This window comes from Acinetobacter sp. X9 (assembly GCF_054889255.1).
The window spans coordinates 1,408,532-1,427,559 of record NZ_CM142679.1; the positions used below are offsets into that span (position 1 = coordinate 1,408,532).

Below are 19,028 nucleotides of genomic sequence, written 5' to 3' on the forward strand. Positions count from 1 at the left end.
TGAAAAATCAATGGTTTTGAGTGAGTTCTACACTCACATTGGTGCGTTTTATTAAAAAATAAGTCTAGAGTTTTCTATGCCTTCTAAAATTAAGTTTAAACAGTCAACTCTCTCACATTCTATGCATTTAATTTTAAAAATGCAGGGCATTCCTAAACTTATTTGTAGCAGCTTGTTGTTAAGCGTTTGCGTAACGCCAAGTTTTGCTCAAACTTCTGTTGAGAATAGTTCATCAACAACTTTAAACCAGACAGTATCTGATGAGTCAACTGAACAATCAGCTCAGGTTAACGAGCAATATACTGCTCCAGTTACAGATATCGCTACACTTGTAACCCAAGCTCAGCAGCAACAAGATAGCTTGGCTATATTGCAACAACAAGAACAATTTCCAAATCAAATTGATGAATTTAAGCCAATTACTCTTGATAATCTTGAAGATTTACCCGATATGCCTGTTGATCAAAACATGGCAAATGAAATTTATAGGGTAGCGGAAGAAGCAAAGAATGAAGCACAGAACTTTCAAAATGGGACTCAGAAACTCCCTGAAGTTACTGTAAGCGATGCAACTCAATCTGAATTAAATCAAATTAATCAGGCACCTGTAAACATTGATCAGCTTATGCAAGAGATTAAGTCTGATAGTAAGATTGTAGTGGAAGCCAATGAGACTGGAAAAACACTGCCTGAATTGACACCAGAGGCCGAAGAACCGCCTGAGCAAGCTGGTTTCTTTAAGCGTATTTTAAATAAAGTACGTCCACCGCGTGCAATTCCGATGGAACAAGTACCGCGTATTAGCGCAGAGGTAGAAGGTGCTTCAGATGTGTTGGCTAAAAATATTAAAGGTAAGCTTTCAACATTTACCCAAGAGTCATTTGAAGACTTCAATGCTGCTTTACCTCAGCTTAGAACATTAAGTAATCAGGCTGCTCAAGCTGTTGGTTACTATAATGCTGAGTTCCGATTTGAAAAATTAAGTCCGAGTCGTGTTCGTGTCAGAGTGACACCAAATGAACCAGTACGAATTAATGAGCAAAATATTGAGTTTACAGGTCCAGGCGAAAAGCAGCCGCAATTTCAGGTTATTCGCTTAGTTCCTGATCAAGATGTGGGTGATATTTTTAACCACGGTTTATATGAAACCACTAAAACCCGTATTGTCGATGCAGCATCTGATAACGGGTATTTTGATGCCTACTGGCGATTGCATGATGTAAAAGTAAGTCAGCCAGAAAATAAGGCCGATATTAATTTACGCTACGAGACAGGTGAACGTTATAAATTAGATAAGGTCGAGTTTCGTATGAGCGATCCTTCGAAACCTTTGCCATTAAATCAAAATATCTTAGAAAGTATGGCGCCTTGGAAAGAAGGTGATGACTATGCTTTCTGGCGTGTAAATGTGCTCGCGAATAACCTAACCAACTCGCGTTATTTTAATTACACATTGGTTGATAGCATTAAACCAGATCCAATTGAAAAGCCACTTGAGCTACCACCAGATTTACAAGCTTTGGTGGATGAGCAAAATATTGATGTTGATGAGTCTAATTTACTTTCACCAGAACAACGACAACTTGCGAAAGCACGTCAATTAGCGACATCCAATAAAGAAGTTACGCAAAACGTGGTCGATGAAAAACAGTTTGCTGGAACACAAAATGCAAAACAGGTAGAGCCTCAAACTGCGATGTTGCAAAGCGCCGCAGCTCAGCATGATGAACAAGAAACTGAACAGGATCGTTTACAAGCTCAAGCACGTGAAACAAAAAGAATTCCAGTTATTGTGACTTTAAATGCTGACAAGCTAAATAGTTTGGAAACTGGTATTGGTTATGGAACCGATACGGGGGCGCGTTTACGTAGTCAATATCGCCGTTCTATCGTAAATAAATATGGCCATTCTTTTGATGCCAACTTAGAAGTTTCTGAAATTCGTCAATCAATTGATGGTCGATATAGTATTCCCTATAAACATCCGTTAAATGACTATTTCAATATTGTGGGCGGTTATGAGCGTGAAACACGGGATGATATCGGTCCGGATGTAAGCCTGTTAACCGAATCTGCTGTTGTGGGCGGGGAGCGCGTAATCAAACGTCCATTAGGTAATTGGCAGCATACTATTGGTGTTCGTTATCGTTTAGACCGTTTGACCCAAAAAGGTAATGTTGATATTTCTGAATTACCAGATGCTTTTAAAACAGCTGCATCTGAGCAAGAAGCATTATTGTTTAGTTATGAAACATCTAAAACTTCAAGTAATACACGTTTAAACCCAACAAAAGCTTTTAAACAAACTTATAAATTAGAATTAGGCAGCGAGAGTTTACTGTCTGATGCCAATATGGCAATTGCGAGTGCAGGCTGGAGATTTATTTATTCTCTAGGTAAAAATGATGATCACCAATTTGTTGGAAGATCTGACCTTAGTTATATTTTTACAGATGACTTTGACAAAGTTCCATACAATCTTAGATTCTTTACGGGTGGTGACCAAACGATTCGTGGATTTGACTATAAAAGTCTTTCTCCAGAAGTAGATGGATATAAAATTGGGGGCCAAGCTTTAGCTGTAGGTTCTTTAGAATATAACTATCAGTTCAAAGATGGATGGCGAGCAGCTGTTTTCTCTGACTTTGGTAATGCTTACGATAAAGATTTCAGTAATCCAGCAGCTTATAGTGTTGGGGTCGGAATTCGCTGGAAGTCTCCAATTGGGCCAATCCGTTTAGATGTCGCTTCGGGTATTTCAGATGAGAACCATCCGATTCGTTTACATTTCTTTATAGGCCCACAACTTTAAAAATAAAATTTTATTAGGTTTATTTTATGGCGGAAGTAGAACAGCAGCCCACTTCGGCACCAAGCTCTCCTAAGAAGAAGCGTCGCATTTTGCGTAGCTTCTTGCTGACGATATTGATCATATTGTTATTATTGGCTTCTTCGTTAGTCATCATGATGTCAACGGACCGCGGAAGCCGTTTTTTATTAGATCGAGTTTTAGAAGCTCAGAAAATAATTAAATATGAATATGAAGGTGGCAACTTATTGCGAGGCATTATTCTCAAAAATGTTTTGGTGCAATTAAAAGATATCGATGTTTCATTAGATCGAGCTGATGTAGGCTTAGGATGGCGTTCTTTATTATTAGAAAAAGAAGTGCATTTAAGCCATGCAGATGTACGCAACTTACGTATTATTAATAAAACTCCGCCTTCTGGTAAACCGTTTGAATTTAAACCAATCAAATTGCCATTTGTTTTACGTATAGATGAAGGTGATGTTGATCATTTAGAAATTAAGTTGGCAACCTCAGATGTAAGTTTTCATGACGTTCATTTGCAGGATGCACTTTGGTCAGAGACCAAACTGGAATTTGAAAAATCTAGTATGGATATGGGCTATCTTTCAGTCCATAACGCAACAGGTAAAATGGATTTCAGTGGTAAATATCCATTAGATGCTACAGCAGATTTAAGAATCCCATCTTTAAAAAGTCTAAATATTCAAAATATTAAAGTGGCTGCTCGGGGAAGTTTAGATACTATAAAAGCTGGGGTTGCAACAACCACTCCCGATCTATTAACAGGTTGGGTAATATTGCATCCTGTTCGCGATGAAGTTCCAATGCAAGGTGAACTATTATTAAAAAATTATCATTTACCTTTGCTACAAGAACAAAAACTATTTGCAAAAAATGGTGTGATCAAGTTTCAAGGTGATATTAAACAGCTTAATTTGGCACTCGATACAGATTTAAAGGGTGAGAATTTACCTGAAGGTCAGTACAACGCTTTAATGAATACTGATTTAGTTCATCAGCTTAATATTACCGATTTCAATGGCCAAGTTATGAAAGGTGCCGTTAATCTTAAAGGTCTGGTGAATTGGAAAGATCATGTGACTTGGGACATCAAAGGTCGTTTAGATCGCATTAATCCTAAAGACAAAGCGATTCCTCAGGTAGTTCAAGACTTTTTACCGCCAAGTTTAGATGCTGCTATTGCTTCAACTGGTTCTTTGGAAAAAGGCACAGAAGTATTTGCTAACGTTGATTTTGACCGTTATGAGTCTTGGAAACTCAAGCTTAATCAGGCGCCTGAAAAAAATAATAAACCTCAACCAATGCTCATGAATGTGGCGTGGGCGAATATAGACCGTGCAATGCCTTATATTGGATGGTTAAGTAGTGATAATGGTCAAGTCGATTTAACATTACGTGACGGTCAACAAGATATTAAGGTTGCTACAAAAGTATATCAGCATGAAAAAACTTTATTGCCAGCAGGACAATATCTAGCCAACCTGAATGTTAAAGATAATATCTTAAATGTTCCTAATTTTAGTTTTGCTGCTGAAAAAGGTAGCTTAACAGGTCAGGCTAAAGTTTTATTACCTACTGAAAAACGACAGCTGGCTTGGAATGCTTTATTAAATGCAAAAGATTTTAATCCGCAAAGTATTAATGCAGCAGCGCCGGTCAATCTATTAAACGGTTCGATTAAGGCAAATGGTTTCGCTAAACCAAACCAGCAAATTATTCAGTTTGAGAAAATTGATTTAACTGGTCGATTGGCTCAAGCAGGTCAAGAAACTGTAAGTTTAGGTGGAAAAAGTACAGCAGCATTATTATTTCATGATGTTAAAGCTGGGGGCGGTTTTAAAGGCTTTGCGGTTAATTATGACGGGTCTTTAAAAGCCTTAAAACAGGCAAATGGTTTGTTGAAGTTTTCTATAGCGGGTACGCCAGATTTTATTCGAATTAGCCAATTACAACACGATGGTGTGGCTGGAAAAATCTATGCTACTGGTTCTGTCAATTTAAAAGACCGCATTGCATGGGATATTAATAGTTCATTAGTACGCTTTAAACCTCAATATTTTGCCTCAACTGTTAAAGGTGAAATTTCAGGAAATCTGAAAACTCAAGGGGTTTGGTCTGATCACTTGAAGCGAATTAATATTCAGCAATTGAATCTTGCAGGCTTTTTAAATAATAAACCTGTTCGGGGTAAGGGTAATCTATCTCTATTGATGGATTCTAATCAAAATGGCTTTTTACCTCAGCAATTTGAAGCGAATAACTTATTTTTAGTGTATGGACAGAACCAGTTACAAGCTACTGGCAATGCACAAAATCTAAAAATTAAGCTGAATGCGCCAGCACTCTACGAGTTATATCCAGGACTGCGCGGACGAGCTTATGGTGATTTGAATGTTCAATCACAACCACGTTTAAAAGCAACAGCCAATATTGCCATAGATAATTTTGCTTTTAATACACTTGTAAGTGTGAAGAGATTGAGTATTCAGGGTGAGCTTCCAACATCGGAAACAACACCGACTCAATTAACCGCAAAATTAAATAATCTGCGTAGCGGAAATAGAGAAATCCAGTCTGCTGAAGTGAATTTGACAGGAACAAGAAAAGCACATTTATTGAAAGTACTTGGCAATAATAGTGTTTCCAAGTTCTATGTTCAGTTGGCAGGTGGATTTAATCAAAAGAATGATTGGTTAGGTCAAATCCAGAAAGGAAGTTTTGATTCACGACGAATTCGTCTGGCACAAAATCAAAATGCTCCAGTAATTTTTTCTTCTGCGAAATCTGAGCTATATGTGGGCCAACATTGCTGGCAAAGTACCAATAGTCAACTCTGTTTTGATCAGCCTGTCCGAGTGAGTAAAGCACGAGGTAATATTTCTTTTGTAACTCAGAACATGGATTTAAGCGACTTCGCGGCATTTATGCCAGAAGGCTTAGCGATGACCGGACAATTAAATGGTTACGCTAAGGCATCGTGGGTAAATGGCGGTAATCCAAAACTTGATGCGCGTTTAATTACGCGTAAAGGTGAAATCGGTTTAGCTGCTGAAGATCCACAAGATCCTGCAACGACTTTGGCTTATGATGAGTTAGGGGTGATTGCAAAAAGTGTATCAGAGGGTCTGTTATTCCGTGTTGATGTGAAAACACCAGATATTGGTACGGGTTACGCGAACGTTATTATTAATCCATTCCAGTCTTCGATGCCAATGCATGGTGAAGTGGCCTTTAATGATGTTCAATTAAAAGTCTTGAAACCCTTTATTCAAGATGTTCGCTCAATGAGTGGGACGTTAGCCTTGGCTGGTAAAGTCAACGGCACATTAACTCAACCTCAATTTACTGGTGAAATGCGCCTGAAAAATGGTGCGATTAGCATGATTTCTTTGCCAGTAAATCTAACCAATGTGCAGGTATATTCATCAATTCGTCAGGATATGGCAACAATTGATGGAGCATTTAATAGTGGGCAAGGTGTAGGCTTGCTTAAAGGTAGTTTTGAGTGGAAAGATGCGCCGCGCCTTCAATTAAATCTTAAAGGTGATAATTTATTGGTACGTCAAGCGCCATTAATTACCGCAATTGCCAACCCGAATCTGACACTTGATATGTATCCTTTTGATAAGCGGTTAAGTTTAAAAGGATCTGTAGATGTTCCTCGTGCACGTATTTCAATGCCAGAAACGACTGCTCCAATTATTAATACTTCATCAGATGTTCGCATCGTGCGCCAAGGTCAAGACCCACTTGCAATTTTACGGGCCGCTAAACCTTGGGATATTCGAGCTGACATTGCTGTTAATATTGGAAAACAAGTTATCTTCCAAGGCTTTAACAGTAATATTCCATTAGTTGGTCGTCTAAACTTAAGCCAACGTGGTTATGAAACTGCAATGAGAGCTAATGGGGCGATTGGTGTCAGCCAAAAAGTGAAAATTGAAGCTTATGGACAAAGTCTAGACTTGAACCGAGCAATTGCCCGTTTTAATGGACCATTGGCTAACCCGACTTTAGATATCGATGCGAATAAAAATGTTCAGGGAAGTATGGTTGGCGTACGTGTTACAGGTACTGCGACATCACCAAACATTCAGGTCTATAACGATGCAGGCTTATCTGAGCAAGAAGCATTGAATGCGCTTGTGACTGGTCGTATTAATGAAGGTTCGAGTGGCTTGAGTAATGCAGAAGGTTTTAAATCTGATGTAAACAACACCATTGCTGCTGCGGGTATTAGTATGGGCTTAGGTGGTACACGTGCTTTAACTAACCAGATTGGACGTACGTTTGGTTTGAGCGGCTTAGCTTTAGATGCACAAGGTACAGGTGATGATACGCAAGTGAGTTTAACGGGTTATATCACACCAGATCTGTTTATTCGCTATGGTGTTGGGGTGTTTACTCCTGTAAACAAACTCACTTTACGTTATCAAATGAATCGACGTTTATATTTAGAAGCAAGTCAATCTCTAGAAAGAGCAATCGATCTTTTCTACAACTGGCGCTTTTAGTTAGTTGAAACTAATAATGAATGAATTAAGAGCTCACTATTGTGGGCTTTTAATTTAATAACGTCTTCATAACATTTAAAAAGTTTAGTATTTATCATCTAAAGTATAGCTTCTCTTAAGAGTAAAGAAGCCTTGGATAGGTATTGATTAAAGAAAATTCACTTGAAAATGGCTGTTTTATAAATTAGTTTTCAGAAACATTAAATGAAATTAGATTGATATACCTTGTTGATAAATGCAAATAAGGTGGGTTTTTTCAAGGATATAGTAGTGAATATAGATACTTATGTTGAAATTAAAAATGGCAAGGAAAACGATATCAATGTTAAATATCGTGGCCTAATTCAAAAATTAACAGCAACATTGTCATTGACGCTCTTGTCATTTGGATGGTGCTCCACCGTAAATGCTGCACAACAACAAATTGCTTTAGTAGGAACATGGACATCAATTCCTAATGCACCGCTTGCGCAAAAACCAAAACAAGCCAGTGAAGGTTTGTACCAGCTTCAAGTGAATAACGATGGAACTTTAACTCCTGTTAAAGTGCTGAAAATGAAAAGTCCTTCTTGGATTGTGAAATCGAAAGATGGTCGTTTTGCATATACCACTAATGAAGAAAACGAAGGTGCGGTGACCGCATTATCTATTCAAAATGGAAAGGTGGAAGTGTTGAACACAGTGGATAGTCATGGTGGACATCCAACACATGCAACAATTAGTTTAGATGGTAAGTTCCTGTTTGTGTCGAACTATTCTGCATTCGATAAAGGCCGTGGTGGTGTGGCTGTTTTGCCAATTTTACCAAATGGCCATTTGGGTGAAAAAGTACAAAATATTGTTTTTGAGGAAGGTTCTGGCCACGTTAAAGGTCGCCAAGAAAGTGGACATGCTCATTCGACAACTTTTAGTTCGGATGGTAAGTATCTATATGCTAGCGATCTTGGAAATGACAAAGTCTATGCGTTTCGTTATAACCCAAATAAAGCTCAGCCACTCGAAGCGGATACTAACCGCGATGTAATTTTTAAGCATGGTTCTGGCCCGCGTCATATGGTCTTTTCACCAAATGGCAAACATGCGTATGTTACCGCAGAAATGCGAAGTGAAATTGTGACATTTAACGTGCAAGATGGTCATTTGAAAAAAGTGGCCGAGCTAAAACTAATCCACGAGGACAAAACACCTGAATTTAAGAGTGCGAGTGGAATTATCCTTAGCCCAAATGGTAAATATGTGATTGCTGCCAATCGAGGTGCAGACAACAAACTTTTAGTATTTAAAATACAACAGAATGGATTGCTAGCTAAGCCAGTTGTTTATAAAGCGAATGGTATTGAACCACGTGCTTTCTCATTTGATGCATCTGGTAAGTATCTATATGTAACCAATGTTTATAGTAACAATATTAGTTTATTCCGTTTTGATGCAAAAAATGGCACTTTAAAACCAGCTGGCGATGCAGCAAAAATATCAACACCTACGGATATCAAATTCTTTAATTAATTCAAATCATGAAACAGGCATGTCTAATGCTTAATACAAAAGACCGAGATTTTGTGATCTCGGTTTTTTATAGCGGTTTTGGCAAAAACGATGATTTTCCGTATGATATGGACAGCAATAATTAGTGTAGTGAGATGATGAAAAAGATTTTATTGATTGCAATGAGTTTGCTCTTTGTGGGTTGTTCAGAAAAGAAACCATTAACACCAGAAGAGCAGTGGCATGGCTTTTGTACTAGCGTAGGAAACGCAGCAAGAAGTATTGTTTTTGATCGTCAGCAAGCAATTGAAAAAACGCAGGCAGTTGAGCATGCAAATAAGATTGAAGATGAGATAACTAAAAAATTCATTCTTAATGTTATTGAAAAAGTTTATGCAATTCCAAAAGAGGAACTGACAAAAGATCCTCAAGCAATTCAAGAAAAAGTTAGAAAGCAAATGATGGATGAATGTTTGGCAACCCCTCATGACAAAATGCCAAAATATAAATCATTCTAATTGTGGATGAGGTTATTGAATTTTCATCTGGCTGAAGCTATTTTTGCTTAAAAATAGCTCAAATCCGCCTAATATGCTTATTATTTAGACACGGGTATTTAGATACAAAATAATGGGCATCACGGAGAAACACCCCGCGCTCATTAACTTTTACCTTGAACTCTAGTAAACTTTTGTAGTCCATATTACTTGTGAAGCTTTTAAGAAAGCTGGAATTTGCAAGTAATTTTTCAAAAAAAGAGGAATGAACACCGTGCTAGAAGCTTACCGCCAACACGTTGAAGAACGTGCCGCACTCGGAGTCCCACCGAAGCCACTTGATGACGCTCAAACAGCTCAGCTTGTTGAACTATTAAAAAATCCACCAGCAGGCGAAGAAGCGTTCTTGGTAGATTTGCTTGAAAACCGTGTTCCTGCAGGTGTTGACCAAGCAGCTTACGTAAAGGCAGCATTCTTGGCAGCGATTGCAAAAGGCGAAGCAACTTCACCACTCGTTTCTAAAGAACGTGCAGTTTACTTACTTGGTACTATGCTAGGTGGTTATAACGTAGCACCACTTGTTGAGCTTCTTGACAATGCTGAACTTGCAGGCTTAGCTGCTGAGGCATTAAAGAAAACTCTTCTTGTATTTGATGCATTCCATGATGTAGCAGATAAAGCAAAAGCTGGTAATGAAGCCGCTAAAGCTGTTTTACAATCTTGGGCTGAAGCAGAATGGTTCACTAGCCGTCCTGACGTTCCGGAAGAAATCAAAATCACTGTGTTCAAAGTAACTGGTGAAACAAACACTGATGACTTGTCTCCAGCTCAAGATGCTTGGAGCCGTCCAGACATTCCATTACACGCAAATGCAATGTTGAAAAACGAGCGTGATGGTATCAACCCTGAAAAACCAGGTGAAGTTGGTCCATTAAGCCAAATTAAAGAACTTATCGCGAAAGGCAATCAAGTTGCTTACGTAGGTGACGTTGTTGGTACGGGTTCAAGCCGTAAGTCTGCAACTAACTCTGTTCTTTGGTTCTTTGGTGATGAACTTCCACACATTCCAAATAAAAAAGACGGTGGTGTGTGCTTAGGTTCTAAGATCGCTCCAATTTTCTTCAATACTATGGAAGATGCAGGTGCATTACCTGTAGAAATCGACGTTGCTAACATGAACATGGGCGACGAAGTAGTATTGAAAATTGACCATGCTGCTGCAAAAGTAACTGCCTTTAAAGATGGCGTACAAATCTCTGAAGCAGATCTTAAAACTCCAGTACTTTTAGACGAAGTACGTGCGGGTGGTCGTATTAACTTGATCATTGGTCGTGGTTTAACTGCTAAAGCACGTGAAGAACTAGGTCTTGCACCTTCTACATTGTTCCGTACTCCAGTACAACCTGCTGACACTGGCAAAGGCTTCACACAAGCTCAAAAAATGGTTGGCCGCGCATGTGGTTTACCAGAAGGTCAAGGTATCCGTCCAGGAACTTACTGTGAACCTAAAATGACTACAGTTGGTTCTCAAGATACGACAGGTCCAATGACTCGTGACGAGTTAAAAGACTTAGCATGCTTGGGCTTCTCATCTGACTTAGTGATGCAGTCTTTCTGTCACACTGCTGCGTATCCAAAACCAGTTGACGTAACAACTCACCATACATTACCTGACTTCATCATGAACCGTGGTGGTGTATCTTTACGTCCAGGTGACGGTATTATCCACTCTTGGTTAAACCGTATGTTACTTCCAGATACAGTAGGTACTGGTGGTGACTCACATACTCGTTTCCCAATCGGTATTTCATTCCCAGCGGGTTCTGGTCTTGTTGCGTTTGCAGCAGCAACTGGTGTTATGCCACTTGATATGCCTGAATCTGTACTTGTTAAGTTTAAAGGTAAAATGCAACCTGGTATCACTTTACGTGACCTTGTACATGCAATTCCTTACTACGCAATTCAAGCGGGTGATTTAACTGTAGAGAAGAAAGGTAAGAAAAATATCTTCTCTGGTCGTATCCTTGAGATCGATTTATCAGAAATGGAAAATGACTTGACTGTTGAGCAAGCATTCGAACTTTCTGATGCTTCTGCTGAACGTTCAGCTGCAGGCTGTTCAATCACACTTTCTGAAGAGAAAGTTGCTGAATACCTACGTTCTAACATCACGATGTTGAAGTGGATGATCGCAGAAGGTTATGGCGATGCACGCACACTTGCTCGTCGTGCTGAAAACATGCAGAAGTGGTTAGATAACCCAAGCTTGTTAAAAGCTGATGCTGATGCTGAATACTTAAAAGTTTACGAAATCGATCTAGCTGACATCAAAGAACCAATTCTTTGCTGCCCGAACGATCCAGATGACGCGAAACTTCTTTCTGACGTTCAAGGCGACAAGATTGATGAAGTATTCATCGGTTCTTGTATGACTAACATCGGTCACTTCCGTGCAGCTGGTCAGTTACTTGACAAAGTACCTGGTGGTTCATTGTCTACTCGTTTATGGTTGGCTCCACCAACTCGTATGGACGAGCACCAATTAATGGAAGAAGGCTTGTATAACATCTATGGCCGTGCTGGTGCACGTACAGAGATGCCGGGCTGTTCATTATGTATGGGTAACCAAGCACGTGTAGCGCCGAACACAACTTGTGTATCGACTTCTACTCGTAACTTCCCGAACCGTTTAGGTCAAGGTGCAAACGTTTACTTAGCGTCTGCTGAGCTTGCATCTGTAGCTGCGGTTCTTGGTAAATTACCAAGCCCAGAAGAATATCAACAGTACGCGTCGCAAATCGACAGCGCTTCTGCTGACATCTACAAATACTTAAACTTCGACAAGATGAGCGAATATACTAAAGAAGCTGATCAAGTTGATACTAAGAAAATCCAAGCTGCTCAATTGACTTAATTATTGATTTAGCTAAAAATAAGGGCTGATTAATCAGCCCTTATTTTATTTTGTATTTAAATAAGATTATAACTAGAGGTAATTTATATGAGTGAACAATTAAATTTTGCAGAAATTGATACAAATGAAGAATTATTGGAACAAGAAGAAGAATTATTTGATGAGGATTTAGAAGGGGAAACTCCACCATCGGATATAATTGCTTTTAATGAGTTGAGATCTTGTGCAGATTTATTTCGTATGTATAAATCGAATCAGTTAAAAATTGATCCTGATTTTCAACGAAATTTAGTTTGGAGTATTAGTGCTAAATCAAGATTTATCGATTCTTTGGCTAAGCAATTGCCAATTCCAAGTATGTGTATTAGTTTAGATTACAAAACAGATCAACGGCTAATTATTGACGGTTTACAAAGAATATCTTCAATTATAAGCTTTTTAAATGAAGATAATTGGAAAATTTCTAATATAAAAGATATTGATGAGAAATTACGTGGTAAGACACCAGCTCAAATCTCTAAAGATAATCGCGATATTTTTTCTAAAATAGAAAATATTACAATTCCAGTTACAGTTTTACGGTGTGACTATTCGAAAAAATCACATATGAAGTATTTGTTCACAATTTTCCATAGATTGAATTCTGGTGGAAATAGGTTAAATAATCAAGAAATAAGAAATTGTATATATGAAGGTTCTTTTAATAATTTATTAAAAGCACTCGCAAAACATGAAAGATCACAATCTTTTTTTAATTATGAAATTATTCCTTTAAATAAAAATCATTCTATGAATCGTAATAGCTATAGGTTTCAATTTGAGGAATTATACCTTCGAATTTTTGCTTTTTCTGAAAAGTTAAGTTCATACAAAGGAAAGTTAGCAACTTTTTTAAATGATTTTATGGATGATAATAAAAATATATCTGAAAAAAAAGTAAATCAGTGGGAAGAAAAAATGCATAAAACTTGGGATATTGTCTTTAATGACAATAGAGTTTCTAAGTTTAGTAAATCCATTATTGAAGCTATTTTATACGGTGTTTTTAATAATTTAGATAATCCAAATTTGTTAGATCCTAATTTATTTAAACAAAAAATTAATGAATTACGTTCAGATGAAAATTTTTCACTTATCGCGTTGAAAGAGGGGCTGGCTTCTAAAGAAAAAGTTACAGCGCGCTTGAACAAGGCAAAAGAAATATTTGGGTATTAACTTCATGGCCGGTGTTACAAAAACTAAAATTGGTAAAAATTTAAAAGAACTTGATAAATTGTATAACCGTTCTAATTCTAATATGCATAAGATATTTTATAGTAAACTTGCATTAATTGAATATTGTGGGTGGTTAGAAAATAGTATAGATATTTTAATGTTTAGAGCTATGAAAAATATTAGTGAATCAACTTTAAAGAAAGATGGTGAATCTAATATAAATAGAAGTTATGGATTTACATTTTCAGATCATTTTAAGAGCTTGCTAATAAAAATTTTAGGACTTTCAAAAACACAAGAGTTAATACTTTGGTTAAAGCAAAGTGGAGATTTTGTTGTTTTAGAATCTAAATTAAATAACCTTAAAACTTTGAGGAATGAAGCGGCACATAATTATTATATTGGTAATCAGGCTTATCATTCACCTCAATTTTATATACAAGAGTTGCATGCAGTTTATCCAATATTTGTAAATATATATAGTTTTCTTGTTAAACATATAAGATAGATATACTATTAAGAAAAAATATATTATTTTTAATAATTGCCTTGTAAGTATAATGAAAGTTAAAAAACACCCTAAAAATTTGATAGGGTGTTTTTAAATCACCAATAGCCCAACACTTTCCACCAAAGTCCACCAATCACCACAAAAATAATGATATTAACCACGCTCATGACAAAGCCAGCTTTCCACCATTCACCAAGTGTGGTGTAACCCGAACCGAACACTACAGGGGAAGTGCCAGTCGCATAATGGGTTAATGTCATCATAATGCTAGAAGCTGCTGCCATCATTAAAGCAAAGAGCATTGGCGGTGCACCGAGTGCAAGTCCTGCCGTATAAAAGGCTGCAAACATGGCGGTAATATGTGCTGTGGTACTAGCAAACATATAATGTGCATACAGATAAGCAAGCATTAATAATAGACAAGCAGGCATCCAGCTTAGACCTAAATGACCAATACTGGTTTCTAAAACACTCGAGAACCACGTGATTAAGCCAAGCTTATTTAAATAAGTCGCCATCATGACTAATGCTGCGAACCAAGTAATCGTATCCCACGCATTCTTTTGCGTCAGAATATCATCCCAAGTTAAAACACCTGTAAGTAGCAATAATCCTAAACCAATAAAGGCAGTCGTCGTTGGGTCAACAGCCCAAGCGGAGCCCAAAATCATGGCAGGAATACCTGCCCATAGCATCAATAAAATACCGAATACACCAAGCATGATGATTTCATTTTTACTGACTGGACCCATTTCTTTTAATTTAGTTTTAGCAAATTGAGCTGCATTAGGCGTTTCTTTGACTTCGGGTGGATACATCAAATACATAATCAAAGGCATAATAATTAAAGCAATCAAACCAGGTAATAACATTGCCAATGCCCAAGTGCTCCAACTTAATGAAATTTCACTATTGGTCGCCTTTGCCACTAAATCAACGACTAATGGGTTAGGGGCAGTTGCTGTAATAAACATCGCAGAGGTAATCGGGTTGGCTTGGTAGTTAACTAATGATAGATATTTTCCCATCCGACCTTCGGTGCCTTTGGCTGGATCAGAATCATAACTAGTAGAAATTGCCAGTACAATCGGATGAATAATTCCGCCACCACGTGCAGTATTACTTGGCGTTACAGGGGCGAGAATGAGTTCTGAAAGTACCATGCTATAGCCAATCCCAATGGTTTTCTTGCCCCAAACTGCGATAAATAAATAGCCTAACCGTGCACCCAATCCAGTTTTTTGCAAACCTTTGGAAATCATAATGGAAATACCAATCAACCAGATGAGTGGATTAGCAAAGCTACTAAGAGCATCTTGAATTGCACCGCTTGGGCTCGTGTTAGTCACGCCAGTAATAGCGACTAAAGTTATTGCAATTATAGCAATGGCACCAATTGGCATCGCTTTACCGATGATTGCGGCAATTACACCGACAAACATCGCTAACAAATGCCAAGCATCAGGATCAACACCACTTGGTACAGGAATCACGAACCAGATTAACAATGTAATAAATAAAGAAATAAGTGTAGGGAGGGCTTTAAATCCCATGTAATTTCCCCTTGTTTTCGTATGATTAAAAATTAAAGTTCTTTATGAGTAAATCGCTAAAGACATAAGTATTAAAGTTCTATTATCGATTAAATGATTCAAGAATTCAAAAAATCACAAGCAATAAGTACTAGCTTTCATTTCTATGAAAACGTCATTCTTTTAAGTTAAATATTTCTTAATTTAAACCTAAATTATTAAGTTTTACTGAACTTTTAACTCTGAAATGGATGTCAGAATGATAAATTTTCTGTATAGATATCAGTCTAATAAATAGTACTTAGTATGGTTAATTTTAAAAAAAGCTATAAAGATATCTAAATAAATTAATATATTCTAATACTAATTTTTAGAAAATATTAAAGATCAAAAAATAAATTATATATCTAGATTAAGGTATAACAGGTGTAAAAAATTATTAAATAAAATAACTTAGATATAATTTTGGATAAAAATTGGTCTTTCTGAGTTGTTGATTTTATTGAAAGCGTGAAATGAGTCATGAGTTTATTTAAAAAACGTTAAATATATCATTTTAAAATTTGATATATATAAAATTGAATATAGTAGTAGTAATTAACTGGTTTTTTGTTTTAAAATAACTAAACGAACTTAAAAATAATTAAAAAAAATATGGGTATTTTATATAGGGAATTTGAGAATGCTAAAGACAATAGTTGAATTTAAATTTGATGATTATCAACTATATGAACAAAAAATACACTCCAACGAAGGAGGAATTTTAGTTCAAAAAACTGAAGACATCGCGCAATATATTTTTAGTATATTGAAAAATAGATATCATTTAAATGTTGAACTATATAGTGAAAATTGGGGATGGCAAATTGAAATTCCATTGCCTGAAATAACGATGTATCTTGGAATAAGTGTCTATGAAGAATATAGAAATGGATACGCAATTTTTATTTCACCGAATACACCTATTTTAAGAAAGTTTTTATTTCGAAAAATTGATATTACCCATCATATTATGGTGCTTCAAAATTATATAAATATTATCTTAAAATCACATCCGGGAATCTATGATGTGATGTGGTGGAAAGAAAATGAATTCCGATGTGTAGCGGCGAGCTGAAGTAGAAAAATATAAAATTTTAATTACCGAAGCGTGTTAAGGAAAATTTATTAAAGACCGTATTGGTGAATAGGCAGCGAGAGCTTACTATATCTTCAATATCAAGTGGTCAGATCAATATGCAAAATTCAGCGTTGAAGGGATTGCGTAAGTTTTTCTATAATAATCTTCATAATCATGACTATGAAACTACCGTAAGTAGATGTATTAATTATTTTTTAGTTATTTTAATTATTGGTAACGTCGCTGCTGTTTTATTGGAAACAGTAAATGATTTGTACTCAAATTATCGTATTTGGTTTGACTACTTTGAGAATGTTTCAATCGTAATTTTTAGTATTGAGTATTTATTAAGGTTGTGGAGTGTTGCAGATCGAGATACGACGCAATCCGCATGGAAAACTCGCTTGAATTGGATGAAAAGTGGAGAAGCAATTATTGATTTGATGGCAATTTTGCCAGCTTACCTGAATTTCTTTGTACGAATCGATCTTCGTATGCTTCGGATTTTACGTTTACTTCGTTTATTAAAATTAACGCGCTATTTCGTCTCACTACAAATATTGTTATGTGTGATTAAACGTGAGAAGGGATCTTTTCAAGCAGTTATCTTTATTTTAATTATCATGATTATTATGACTGCTTCTGGAATTTATGTGGTTGAAAACAAGGCTCAGCCAGAAGCTTTTAGTTCAATACCTCAATCTATGTGGTGGGCTGTGGTTACCTTAACTACAGTGGGGTATGGCGATGTCACTCCTGTAACTAGCCTAGGAAAGTTATTAGGGGCGCTTATTACTATTTTAGGTGTGGGTATTGCAGCATTGCCTGCTGGTATTTTGGCGTCTGGACTTGCAAATGAGCTTAATCAACGGAATCAGAGACTAGAGCAAGAGTTTCGTGAGCTACTTCAAGCACGAGGTATTGATATTTTACATGATGAAGTTGAAATTGAGCGGGTCCGTCAAAAAGTAGGATTGCCAAAAGAGCAAGCGCATAACCTGATTATTCAAATTATGCGTGAAAAAGTATTAGAGGAAGAAGAGTCCGTCCGAGAGAAAAAATGTTATTGCCCACACTGTGGTGGAAAGCTAACTGATTAGAAGTAATAAGTTAGCCTTTTCTTTAATTAAGCTTTTTTGCTGGCTTTTTCTACTGCAAATGCGATAAGTAAAATAACCAGACCGCCAAGGCTTAAAACAAAACCTACCCAGATTGGAGCGATCCAACCCATTTGGTGACTGAGTACCCAGCCCCCTAAAAATGCACCTAATGCATTGGCCATATTAAATGCAGAGTGGTTGAGTGAGGCAGCTAAAGTTTGGGCATCACCTGCGACATCCATTAGACGAGTCTGTAATGCTCCGCCTAACCCCATTACCGTGAGACCAATTAAAAATAAAGATGCGATGGCAGTATAGATATTACTCATTAAGAAACTAGCGACAACAAAAGCGATAGCTGAGCTAATTAATACACCCACTATAGTTTTGTTGAGGTTCTTATCTGCAAGCCATCCTGCTGCTAAACCTCCAATAACCATACCTATACCCCAGATAGCTAAAGCGATAGGGACGATTTGGATATTAACTTGTGTGTATTCAGTCAAAATTGGTGAGACATAGCTATAAACTGAAAACATGCCTCCAAAACCGATTGCACCCACTGCTAGTGTTAACCACATGTTGATATTTTTAAGGCCAGCTAATTCAGTTTTTATACTGGCAGTAGCTTGAACTGGGATATTGGGTACAAAGAAGCCAACAGCAATTAAAGTGACGAATGCAATAGTTGCTGAAAACTCAAAACCTGCTCTCCAACCAAAGTTTTGGCCTAACCAAGTTGCTAGAGGAACACCAATTACAGTTGCTACTGTAAGGCCCATCATCATTTGGGCAACCGCAGAAGCTCTTCTTGATGGACCCGCTAGTTCAGCTGCAACTAATGCGCCGACTCCAAAATATGCCCCATGTGGTAGACCTGCAATGAAACGTGAGACTAAAACAGTTTCAGGTGTATGAGCTAAAGCAGTACAGGCATTCGCAACACCATAAAAAAGCATTAAGCCGAGCAATAAAGTTTTTCTAGGTACTTTAGCTCCAAGAATAGCGATGATAGGAGCACCAATAACTACACCCAATGCGTAGGCACTAATAAAGTGGCCAGCTTCAGGTACTGTAATATTTAAATTATTTGCAATTTCCTGAATCAGTCCCATTGCGACGAATTCAGTGGTTCCAATACAAAAACCACCTACAGCGAGTGAGAAAATTGCTAAAAAGAGAGAGTAATGTTGAGGTGTGGAAAGAGGAGATTGCGGGGACGCCATAATAAGTTAAAGGAAGACACAAAAAGAGAAGTATAAGGGAAAAGAGAACAGAATAATAAAAAACTAAAATATTGAGGGAAT

Annotated in this window: 11 protein-coding genes; 9 read left to right on the forward strand and 2 right to left on the reverse strand. The window is 37.1% G+C overall.

Annotated elements, in window-relative coordinates; genetic code table 11:
- The first annotated feature begins 76 nt into the window (after positions 1 to 76).
- The 7 genes from ACYU0V_RS06685 (at position 77) to ACYU0V_RS06715 (ending at position 13,966) form a co-directional block, all read left to right on the forward strand.
- On the forward strand, positions 77 to 2,812 hold the full coding sequence (locus ACYU0V_RS06685) for an autotransporter assembly complex protein TamA (RefSeq protein ID WP_461849501.1): 2,736 nt from the start codon (positions 77 to 79) through the stop codon (positions 2,810 to 2,812).
- A 26-nt stretch (positions 2,813 to 2,838) separates the two neighbouring features.
- Positions 2,839 to 7,347 carry a translocation/assembly module TamB domain-containing protein gene (locus tag ACYU0V_RS06690; RefSeq protein WP_461849503.1) on the forward strand — a complete coding sequence of 1,503 codons (4,509 nt, stop codon included), beginning with the start codon at positions 2,839 to 2,841 and terminating at the stop codon, positions 7,345 to 7,347.
- A gap of 270 nt (positions 7,348 to 7,617) precedes the next feature.
- On the forward strand, positions 7,618 to 8,853 hold the full coding sequence (locus tag ACYU0V_RS06695) for a lactonase family protein (protein ID WP_461849504.1): 1,236 nt from the start codon (positions 7,618 to 7,620) through the stop codon (positions 8,851 to 8,853).
- 134 nt (positions 8,854 to 8,987) lie between these two features.
- Entirely contained in the window at positions 8,988 to 9,350 is a 363-nt protein-coding gene (locus tag ACYU0V_RS06700; protein ID WP_080759586.1) for a hypothetical protein, read from the forward strand.
- Positions 9,351 to 9,603: 253 nt separating this feature from the next.
- Entirely contained in the window at positions 9,604 to 12,243 is a 2,640-nt protein-coding gene (locus ACYU0V_RS06705; RefSeq protein ID WP_005068571.1) for a bifunctional aconitate hydratase 2/2-methylisocitrate dehydratase, read from the forward strand.
- Between the two features lie 87 nt (positions 12,244 to 12,330).
- Positions 12,331 to 13,458, forward strand: coding sequence for a GmrSD restriction endonuclease domain-containing protein (locus ACYU0V_RS06710; protein ID WP_461849507.1), 1,128 nt, complete (start codon positions 12,331 to 12,333; stop codon positions 13,456 to 13,458).
- Positions 13,459 to 13,462: 4 nt separating this feature from the next.
- The gene (locus ACYU0V_RS06715) at positions 13,463 to 13,966 is read left to right on the forward strand and encodes a hypothetical protein (protein ID WP_424612845.1); all 504 of its coding nucleotides are present in this window, start codon (positions 13,463 to 13,465) and stop codon (positions 13,964 to 13,966) included.
- A 98-nt stretch (positions 13,967 to 14,064) separates the two neighbouring features.
- On the opposite strand, the gene ACYU0V_RS06720 is transcribed toward ACYU0V_RS06715, so the two are convergent.
- On the reverse strand, positions 14,065 to 15,522 hold the full coding sequence (locus ACYU0V_RS06720) for a DASS family sodium-coupled anion symporter (protein ID WP_461849508.1): 1,458 nt from the start codon (positions 15,520 to 15,522) through the stop codon (positions 14,065 to 14,067).
- A gap of 661 nt (positions 15,523 to 16,183) precedes the next feature.
- Between ACYU0V_RS06720 and ACYU0V_RS06725 the strand changes: the two genes are divergently transcribed.
- Together ACYU0V_RS06725 and ACYU0V_RS06730 are read left to right on the forward strand one after the other, a co-directional pair.
- The gene (locus ACYU0V_RS06725; RefSeq protein ID WP_068562726.1) at positions 16,184 to 16,618 is read left to right on the forward strand and encodes a hypothetical protein; all 435 of its coding nucleotides are present in this window, start codon (positions 16,184 to 16,186) and stop codon (positions 16,616 to 16,618) included.
- Between the two features lie 119 nt (positions 16,619 to 16,737).
- A complete protein-coding gene (locus ACYU0V_RS06730; RefSeq protein WP_068562727.1) occupies positions 16,738 to 17,721 on the forward strand; it encodes an ion transporter in 984 nt (327 codons plus the stop codon).
- Positions 17,722 to 17,747: 26 nt separating this feature from the next.
- On the opposite strand, the gene ACYU0V_RS06735 is transcribed toward ACYU0V_RS06730, so the two are convergent.
- Positions 17,748 to 18,947, reverse strand: a complete 1,200-nt coding sequence (locus tag ACYU0V_RS06735; RefSeq protein WP_068562728.1) for an MFS transporter — start codon at positions 18,945 to 18,947, stop codon at positions 17,748 to 17,750.
- Positions 18,948 to 19,028 lie beyond the last annotated feature (81 nt).